A 9,548-nucleotide genomic window follows, 5' to 3' on the forward strand; every position below is an offset into this window, starting at 1 on the left:
CTGGACTACAACTTTCCAGGATGACGGCAAACAACCCAAGCGGTAGGTCCTGAAACGAGTTCAGGACGACCTCCAATTTTTATAACGGCCTTTTCCTTTTCTATAAAAAACCCCGGCCAAGTGATAAACTCAGCCGGGGTTTTTACATCTTTACAAACTTATTTCACAACTTTTTCAGCGGGCTGGATGGCCGCGAGTTGTTTGTACAAGTCGCGGCCCGCATTTAGGGATAAGAAAACCCCCGGTTCGCTTACGCTTGCCGGGGGCTTTTCATCCTTCTTTACAAACTTATTTTACAACTTTTTCAGCAGGCTGGATAGCCGCGAGTTGTTTGTACAAGTCGCGTCTCCAAGCATACTCGGATTCAGCGCGTTTGATAAGTTCCTTCGCGAGTTCCGGGTTGTCGCGCATCAAGCCTTTGAAGCGGTTTTCACCGCTCATATAGTCCACCAACGGCAAGGTCGGCGCACCTAACGGGCTATCCACGTGCAAGGGGTTCTTGCCTTCGTAGCGGGCTTCGGGGTTGAAGCGGTAGAGGATCCAGCGGCCGGCTTGTACGGCGCGTTTGGCTTCACCCATACCTTTGGACATATCAATCCCGTGAGCGATACAGTGGGAGTACGCAATTACGAGGGCCGGACCGTTGTAAGCATCGGCTTCCGCCAAGGCTTGGATGGTCTGGTTCATATTGGCACCCATAGCCACCTGGGCTACATAGATGTTCCCGTAGGTCATCGCAATCATACCGAGGTCTTTCTTCGGCATTTTTTTGCCGCCCGCGGCGAACAAGGCTTTGGCGCCCAACGGGGTGGCTTTGGACATCTGGCCGCCGGTGTTGGAATAGACTTCCGTATCCAGCACCAAGACTTTTACATTCTTGCCGCTGGCTAATACGTGGTCCAAACCGCCGTAGCCAATATCGTAGGCCCAACCGTCGCCGCCCAAAATCCATACGGATTTCTTGACGAGGTAGTCAGCCAGGCTGAGCAGGCGTTTGCAGGTTTCGCAACCTTTTTCGGCACCTTTGTTCAAAATACCTTTCAGTTCAGCCACACGGGCGCGTTGTTCTTCAACGCCCGCATCGGTGCTTTGGTCGGCGTTGATAAGCGCGTCAATCAAAGCGGCGTGTTCTTTGAGGCCACCTTCTTTGGCTTCGGTCAAGGCCGCTTTGGCATCGTGGTTGAGTTGGTCAAACGCCAAGCGCATACCCAAGCCAAATTCGGCGTTGTCTTCAAACAAGGAGTTGGACCAAGCCGGGCCTTTGCCGTCGTCGCGTTTGCAATAAGGCGTGGTGGGCAGGTTACCGCTGTAAATGGAGGAGCAGCCCGTCGCGTTGGCCACGGCCAAGCGGTCGCCGAACAACTGCGTTAAGAGTTTTACATACGGGGTTTCACCGCAGCCAGCGCAAGCGCCGGAGAACTCAAACAAGGGTCTTCTCATTTGGGAACCTTTGACGGATTCCTTTTTGGTCTTTACATCGGCTTGTTTGAGGCCCAAGAAGAAAGCGTAGTTGTCAATTTCGTTGTCGCGCACTTCCAACTGGTGTACCATAGAAAGGGCTTTCTTTTCCGGGTTTTCTTTGTTTTTGGCCGGGCAGTTATACACGCAGGCCGCGCAGCCGGTGCAGTCTTCCACCGCTACTTGTACGGTGAATTTAAGACCAGCGAGGTCGGCTTTGCCGTCGGCGGATTTAAAGGTCTTGGGAGCGTTTTCCAAGGCTTTTCCGTCGTAGGCTTTAATGCGGATAGCGGCGTGCGGGCAGACCATAGAGCAGAAGCCGCACTGGATACAAGTGTTGGGATCCCATTGCGGTACCATAATGGCAATGTTGCGTTTTTCGTACTGGGTGGTACCCGTGGGATATACACCGCCTTCGGTCATAGCAGAGGTGGGGAGTTCGTCGCCGCGGCCGGCAATCATTTCGCCCAAAACGTCTTTTACAAACGCAGGAGCATCGGCCGGAACCGGGGCTTTGGTGTGCAGTTTGGAGGTTACTTCGGCCGGGTATTTTACTTCTTGCAAGCCCGCCAAAGCGGCGTCCACGGCTTTGTAGTTCTTCTGCACCACTTCTTCGCCTTTTTTGGAATAGGTTTTCTTAATGGCTTCTTTAATGTCGGCGATGGCTTTTTCGGTCGGGATTACGCCCGCGATGCCGAAGAAGGCCGTCTGCATAATGGTGTTGGTGCGGCTGCCCATACCGGTAGCCAAGGCGATGTCGGAAGCGTCAATGACGTAAACTTTGAGTTTGCGGTCAATGATAATCTTCTGTACTTCGGCGGTTAAATGGTTCCATACTTCGCTGGCGTTGTAGGGCGAGTTGATAAGTACGGTAGCGCCGTTTTTGGCTTTGCCGAGTACGTCGTATTTATCCAAGAAGTCAAACATATGCACGCCGATAAAGTCAGCAGATTGGATGAGGTAAGGCGCGCGGATGTATTTTTTGCCGAAGCGGATGTGGGACGTGGTCATAGATCCGGACTTTTTAGAGTCGTACACAAAGTACCCTTGGGCAAAGAAACCGTTGGCGCTGATGATCTTCATCGTGTTCTTGTTGGCGCCTACGGTACCGTCGGAGCCCAAACCGTAGAACAAAGCGGCAAAGATGTCATTGGCGGCTTTGCTTTCCAATTTGGTTTCGGGCAAGGACAAGTTGGTCAAATCGTCTTTGATACCGACCGTGAACTCTTTTTTGGGTTCGTTGGCGGCCAAGTTGTCAAACACGGCTTTAACGTGAGAGGGGGTAAAGTCTTTGGAACCGATACCGTAGCGGCCGCCGATGATGAGCGGCGTAACGGCGAATTTGGCCTTGGCTTCTTTGGTTAAGAAAGCGGCGCAAACATCTTGGAACAACGGTTCACCCAAGGCGCCGGGTTCTTTGGTGCGGTCCATTACGGCAATTCTCTTGACGGAAGCCGGGATGACTTTAATGAAATCTTCAATAGAGAAGGGGCGGAACAATTTGATCTTCAAAACGCCCACTTTTTCGCCCTTCATCGCTTCTACGGCGTTCTGGGCTACGTCCGCGCCGGAACCCATAATTACGACCAAGCGTTCGGCATCGGCATCACCGACGTATTGGAAGAGTTCGTAGTGGCGGCCGGTCAATTTTTCAAATTTAGCCATTTCTTCTTTTACAATACCGGGGACGGCGTTGTAAAATTTGTTGACGGCTTCGCGGGCCTGGAAGTACACGTCCGGGTTGGCGGCGGTACCGCGCACGGTCGGGTGTTCCGGGTTTAAACCGCGGGATTTGTGTTCTTCCACGAGTTTGTCGTCAATCATTTCGTGCATTTGTTCTTTGGTCAGGGGTTCCACCATATTCAGTTCGTGGCTGGTGCGGAAGCCGTCAAAGAAGTGCACAAACGGTACGCGGGCTTTAAGCGTGGAGGCTTGGGCGATAAGCGCCATATCCATTGCTTCCTGCGGGTTGTCGGAGCAGAGCATAGCCCAGCCGGTTTGGCGTACGGCCATAACGTCGGAGTGGTCGCCGAAGATGGACAAGGCGGTCGTGGCGATGGCACGCGCGGAAACGTGGAACACGGTCGGCGTGAGTTCGCCCGCGATTTTGTACATATTCGGGATCATCAAAAGCAAGCCCTGCGAAGCGGTAAAAGTGGTCGTCAGCGCGCCGGCGGTCAAGGAACCGTGTACAGCACCAGAGGCACCACCTTCAGATTGGAGTTCGTTCACGGAAGGAACATTGCCCCAAATGTTGGTTTCACCCTTGGCGCTTTTGGCGTCGCAGATTTCGCCCATCGTGGAGGACGGGGTAATCGGGTAAATAGCGATTACTTCGTTGGTAGCGTGGGCGACGTGGGATACTGCACCGTTGCCGTCCATAGCAACTAGTTTAGCCATAATAGAGAAGTCTCCTTTTGCTTAAATTAAAACGGTAAAACGCCGCTGAAAAACGCGGCAGCCCGGAGGGATACTCCGGCCTATGTATATTGTATAACTTTGCGGGGGAGAGGTCAAACAACAATTTACCGCGCGGTAAATAAAATCTTTTTACTTGTTTTGGGTTTCAATTTTGGTTATACTATTAGGTAGATTTTACTTATAAGGAGAGAATATGAATAATAAGGGTTTTACGCTTATTGAACTGTTAGTAGTCGTGCTGATTATCGGCATTTTGTCCGCGGTTGCGCTCCCGCAGTATGAACGTTCCGTGGAAAAGGCCCGCACCGCCGAAGCGGTGGTAACATCCAAGAGTATTTTGGATGCGGCTTCCATTTATGCCACCACTTACCGTACCTGCCCGGCGTCGCTTTCCGACCTGGACATTAAGGTTGCCAACAACAGCAAAAACTGGACCTACACCCTCGGCACCGCCGCCGGAAGCACCCGTAACTGCGAAGTTACGGTAACTTCCAAGGGGATGAGCAACAGTTACACGGGCGTACGCGGCTTTGTAAAGGTACAGACTGCGGATATGCCCGAAGTGGGCACGATGTACTGGCGTTGCCCGTCCGGCGACTGCTCGGACTTTTTTGATTTGATTAACGTCTCGCCCATTTCCAGCGGCAGTTCTTATTACCGCTAAAAATTGGTGTTGATTTGAAAAAGCCCCCGGTTTTAAGGCCGGGGGTTTTTCATTTTTGAACTCCGTTTCCCGGTTTGATATACTTATATATATGAATATCCAAAAATGGCTTTGCACGCACCGCACCGCCTGCGTGGTTTATGAAACCTTACGCTGGCTGGGGCATAAAATTTTCTTTTTTGTTCATACCCATACGCCCGTATGGTATCAGTTTGATAAACCGCACACGGCGGAAGACACCCCGGAAACCTTACCTATAAGTAAGGAGTGGTACCGCATTTCCCGCCCGCTTTATCGCCACGAGCACGTTTATTATCAGTTGGGCAAGGCCTTAAAGGCTAATCCGAAGGTAAAGGGCGTGGCCCTCATTTTCTTTATGGGCATTGGCGACTACCTATATACTACGCCGATGTTGGCCGCTCTTAAAAAAGCGTACCCCAATTTGCCTTTTTACGCCTATGTGGGGGGACAGTTTGACCGCAACAATTCGCCCTTGGTTGGCAAATTGCTGGCCGAAAATCCCAACTTTGAAAAGGTGTTTTATTTTGACGGCTACCGCCACCCGTTCATTTGGAAGAATTACAATTACGGGGACGCCTTTAAAAATATCCCCGAGGGCTTTTTGGCCGTGCCCGTGTATTACGATTACGGCGTACACGTGGAGCACCGCGTGAAGAGTTTGTTTGAAACGTTCTCTTTGCCCGTTCCCGCAGAGGTTCCCGCGCCCATAATGTATTTTCCGAAAGAGCCCGCCCCGGTGGTGGCCGATTATTTGGCCAAGGCTCGCAAGGGAGCCCAAGGCAAAAAGGGGATTGTTTTCTTGCAGTTGGATTCGCGCGGGTCTAATTATGTGTATCCGCATATGCAGGCGCTCGCGGAGGGGCTTATTAAAGAGGGGTACTTTGTAATGAGCGTTACCAAGGGCGGCCCCGTGGAAAACCCGAACTATTTGGAAATTGACATCAAAAAACTCTCCATTAACCAAACGTGGCATTTGCTTTCTATTTTAAAGGGCGAATACCCGCTGTATGTGATTGCCGTCAATTCCGTTTTTTGGGCGGCGTCGGCAGGGCTGCACTTGCCCAACTTGGGCTTGCAACATTGGATAGACAAAAAGGTGCACAACTTGTGGTACCCCAATATAGAGGTGGTAACCGATTATATTTATCCGATTCTGCCGCGCGAAAAGCAGATTTTCGCCCCGGCGGAAAGTTACACGCCGCATAACAAAAAAATCATTGATTACAAGCCCGAGTGGATTATTAAGTGGTTTAAAGAAAAATTTGAAAGATAGGGAGTTTTTTCGCCGGGAAAAAGGAACGAAAAATGCTCTGCCAAAACATTATAAAAACTATCCCCCGGTTCACCGGGGGATAGTTTTTACTCCTTAAATTCGTTGTAACTGACCTTCTTTTCAAAGGCTTCGCGCGGGCGCGCATCGGGTGTTTCGGCGGGGTAGCCCATAGCAATTAAATGCTCAATTTTTTTGCCCTTGGGCAGTTTAAAGAATTTTTCCGCCTTGTCCGAATTTAACCACCCAATCCAGCAGGTGCCAAGCCCCAGGTCCCACGCGCGCAACACTAATTGTTCGCCGGAAATCCCCTGGTCCACCAAATAAAATTCCGTCCGGCGGAAGAAATTGCCGATACGGCTGGTAAAGGACCCCTTGTCCGACACCGCGGCAATCAACACGGGCGCCTTTTCGGCCCATTTGGTCATCGCATAAACGCCGCTGAACGCTTCCTTGCAAAAGGCTTCCTTCACCTTCGGGTCGTCAATCACAATGTAGTGCCACGGCTGGGAATTGCAGGCGGACGGCGCCAAGCGGGCGGCCTCCAAGCACTCGTTAATTTTTTCCCGCTCTACGGGTTTATCCAAATATTTGCGCACGCTGCGGCGCGTTTTAATGGCTTGTAACAGTTCCATAAATTTACCCCAGTAAGTAAGATAAAAATATCTTACCAAATTGGCGCCCTGTTTTTATAAAATAAGAATATGCAATTTACAAAATATACAGGCCTGGGAAACGATTTCGTCCTGCTGGACGGGGCGACCGCGACGGATTTGAAAAACCCGTCCGCGCTTGCCAAAACCATTTGCAACCGCCGCTTTGGCGTGGGGGCGGACGGACTTGTTTTGCTCTTGCCGTCCGACAAAGCCGATATCAAAATGCGCATTTTTAACAGCGACGGCAGCGAGGCCGAAATGTGCGGCAACGCTTCGCGTTGTGTGGCGTTGTACCTGTTCCGCCGGAAAATGGTAAACAAAAAACAAATTTCCTTGGATACCTTGGCGGGAATTATCCGCACCGATATTACCGATGAAGCCCGCGGGCTAGTGCGGGTGGATATGGGCGTTCCGCACCTGACCAAGGGGGAAATCCCAATGACGGGAAACCCTGCGGAAACGGCGGTCAATTTCCCGCTGACGGCCGCCGGGCAAACCTTTTACGCGACGGCAGTTTCTATGGGTAATCCGCACTTGGTGATTTTTGTGCCGGACATAAGCAAGGTGCCCCTGTCCGTTTGGGGCCCGCAACTGGAAACGCACCCGCTCTTCCCGTGCAAAACCAATGTGGAATTTGTGCAGGTGCTGGATGATAAAACCGTGCGGATGCGCGTATGGGAGCGCGGCGCGGGCATTACGCTGGCGTGTGGAACGGGCTCTTGCGCGACGGCGGTGGCTTGTATTTTAAACCACAAAACAGAGAAAAATATAACCGTTAAGTTGGACGGCGGCGACTTGTTTATAGAGTGGCCGGATAAGAAAAATATTTTTATGACGGGCCTCGCCCAAGCGGTTTTTACGGGCGATTATTTGGGGGACTAATGGCGCAATTAAACGAAAACTATTTAAAATTACAGGGCAGTTATCTTTTTTCCACTATCGCCAAGCGCGTGGCCGCCTTTAAGGAGCAAAATCCGGGCAAGAGCGTGATTAGTTTGGGCATTGGGGACGTGTCGCGCCCGCTGGTTCCGGCGGTGGTGGAAGCATTAAAAAAAGCGTGCGACGAAATGGGTGATATAAAAACCTTTCGCGGCTACGGCCCTGAACAGGGCTATGCGTTTTTGCGCGAAGCCATTTTAAAGCACGATTATTTGGACCGTAATATAAAACTTTCCGCCGACGAAATTTTTGTCAGCGACGGCGCCAAAAGCGACGTGGCCAACTTCCAAGAACTCTTTTCCCCGCTGGAAACCGTGGCCCTGCAAAACCCGGTTTATCCCGTGTATTTGGACACCAACGTAATGGCGGGCCGGACGGAAGAATTTGTTAATGGGCGCTACGGCGGTGTAGTTTATCTGCCGTGTACGGAAGAAAATAATTTTACGCCTGCCTTGCCGGATAAACCCGCGGATTTGGTGTATTTGTGTTCTCCCAATAATCCCACAGGGGCGGCGATGACACGCGCGGAATTAAAAAAATGGGTGGATTGGGCCGCTAAAAACCACAGCATTATTTTGTACGATTCCGCTTACGAAGCGTACATCACGCAGGACGATGTGCCGCACTCTATTTACGAAATCCCGGGCGCGGAAAAAGTGGCGGTGGAGTTCCGCTCGTTCTCCAAAACGGCGGGCTTTACGGGCACGCGTTGCGCCTATACCGTGGTGCCCAAAGCGGTGGAAATTTTTGACGCAAACGGTTCTGCCCACTCGCTTAATGCGCTGTGGCTGCGCCGCCAGACGACCAAATTTAACGGCGTGCCGTATATCGTCCAGCGCGGGGCGGAGGCTGTTTTTTCGCCCGAAGGCCAAGCGCAGATTAAAGAGGTTATTGCCGGATATCAGGTCAATGCGCGCGTGATTTTAAACGCCTTAAAGGGCGCGGGCATACAGGCCTTTGGCGGCGTAAATGCGCCGTATATTTGGCTCAAAACACCGCAGGGGCTTACCAGTTGGGCGTTTTTTGATAAATTATTAAGTGAGGCCCAAGTGGTTGGCACGCCGGGCGTGGGGTTTGGTTCGTGCGGGGAAGGGTATTTCCGCCTGACCGCGTTTAATACGCCGGAACTGACCGCGGAAGCCGCCAGCCGCGTAAGTGCGCTTAAATTTTAGTAAAATTTGTTAAAATCAAAAGGGAGGAAGTATGAAATCTAATTCTGGTTTTACGTTAATTGAATTATTGACCGTCGTGTTAATTATCGGCGTGTTGACGTCTGTGGCCCTGCCGCAGTACACGCGTTCTATTGAGCGTGCCCGCGCCACGGAAGCAATGGCCGGCATTAAGGCGCTTAACGATGCGGTTTATGCCTACGCCGCCGGACGCTCGGGCGACAACGCCTGCCCGACCTCGTTTAAAAAATTGGCGATTGCCTACCCCGGCACGATGAGCGCGGATGGGAGCAAAATCACCACCAAGGCCTTTGAGTTTGTGATTAATTCTGCCACCACCGCCAATATTCCCGGCACCGACTGCAACGGTGTAACGGCCAAACGCTTGGGCGGCACGAAATACGACTATGTGCTTTGGAACCCATACATCAGCGGTACGTCGGGCAAGGGGGCTTCTCTCGCCTGCACGAGCAGCCAGGCCAAGAGCATTGCCATTTGCCAATCGCTTGACTTGTACACCGCCGGCAGAAAGCCGTATTAATTGTAACAGTTAAATATTTTTGCAGTTTTTGTAACGCCCGCCGCTTAATCCCGGCGGGCTTTTTGCTGTTAGTCCTTGTTGTAGGCCGCCCGTAGTGTTATTGTTGTTGTCATCCCCGAATGTTTCTGTCGGGGATCTGTCGTGCCGTAAGGCCACACCAACGACGAACAACAGATTCCCGACTACGACCTTCGGGAATGACAACTAAAAGGAAAAAGTCGTTATAAAAGAGGGCATTCTGAACTTGTTTCAGAATCTACTTTTTGGGTGGTTTGTCGTTGCTTTTCCGTCGTTTATTTTAAAGGGGTTGTTTCGTTTTTTTTTTTTTTGTTAAAATTTTGATAAATTGCGGTGGTCGTACCCGGATGTATCCGCTGTATAAAAACGCGTATAAAAGGCCGTTTTGCTC

The 9,548-nt window shown here is 51.3% G+C and carries 7 protein-coding genes; 5 read left to right on the forward strand and 2 right to left on the reverse strand.

The window, feature by feature from the left end:
* Positions 1-288 precede the first annotated feature (288 nt).
* Positions 289-3,858 (reverse strand): pyruvate:ferredoxin (flavodoxin) oxidoreductase, encoded by a 3,570-nt coding sequence (gene nifJ, locus B2118_RS05810; RefSeq protein WP_428054067.1) that lies wholly within the window; start codon positions 3,856-3,858, stop codon positions 289-291.
* A 214-nt stretch (positions 3,859-4,072) separates the two neighbouring features.
* Here nifJ and B2118_RS05815 point away from each other — a divergent pair, with 214 nt between their 5' ends.
* A complete protein-coding gene (locus B2118_RS05815; RefSeq protein WP_428054069.1) occupies positions 4,073-4,543 on the forward strand; it encodes a type IV pilin protein in 471 nt (156 codons plus the stop codon).
* A 91-nt stretch (positions 4,544-4,634) separates the two neighbouring features.
* Positions 4,635-5,837, forward strand: coding sequence for a hypothetical protein (locus tag B2118_RS05820; RefSeq protein ID WP_428054071.1), 1,203 nt, complete (start codon positions 4,635-4,637; stop codon positions 5,835-5,837).
* Positions 5,838-5,923: 86 nt separating this feature from the next.
* Here the strand turns inward: B2118_RS05820 and B2118_RS05825 are convergent, their stop codons facing one another.
* Entirely contained in the window at positions 5,924-6,469 is a 546-nt protein-coding gene (locus B2118_RS05825; RefSeq protein WP_428054073.1) for a nitroreductase family protein, read from the reverse strand.
* A gap of 69 nt (positions 6,470-6,538) precedes the next feature.
* Here B2118_RS05825 and dapF point away from each other — a divergent pair, with 69 nt between their 5' ends.
* The 3 genes from dapF to B2118_RS05840 are packed head-to-tail and all read left to right on the forward strand — an operon-like array spanning position 6,539 to position 9,139.
* The gene (gene dapF / locus B2118_RS05830; protein ID WP_428054075.1) at positions 6,539-7,372 is read left to right on the forward strand and encodes a diaminopimelate epimerase; all 834 of its coding nucleotides are present in this window, start codon (positions 6,539-6,541) and stop codon (positions 7,370-7,372) included.
* Positions 7,372-8,601, forward strand: a complete 1,230-nt coding sequence (locus tag B2118_RS05835) for an LL-diaminopimelate aminotransferase (RefSeq protein WP_428054077.1) — start codon at positions 7,372-7,374, stop codon at positions 8,599-8,601. Before dapF ends, B2118_RS05835 begins: the two co-directional genes overlap by 1 nt.
* A gap of 31 nt (positions 8,602-8,632) precedes the next feature.
* Positions 8,633-9,139, forward strand: a complete 507-nt coding sequence (locus tag B2118_RS05840; protein WP_428054079.1) for a type IV pilin protein — start codon at positions 8,633-8,635, stop codon at positions 9,137-9,139.
* Positions 9,140-9,548 lie beyond the last annotated feature (409 nt).

It is taken from the genome of Candidatus Avelusimicrobium stercoris, assembly GCF_002437085.1.
Taxonomy (GTDB): domain Bacteria; phylum Elusimicrobiota; class Elusimicrobia; order Elusimicrobiales; family Elusimicrobiaceae; genus Avelusimicrobium; species Avelusimicrobium stercoris.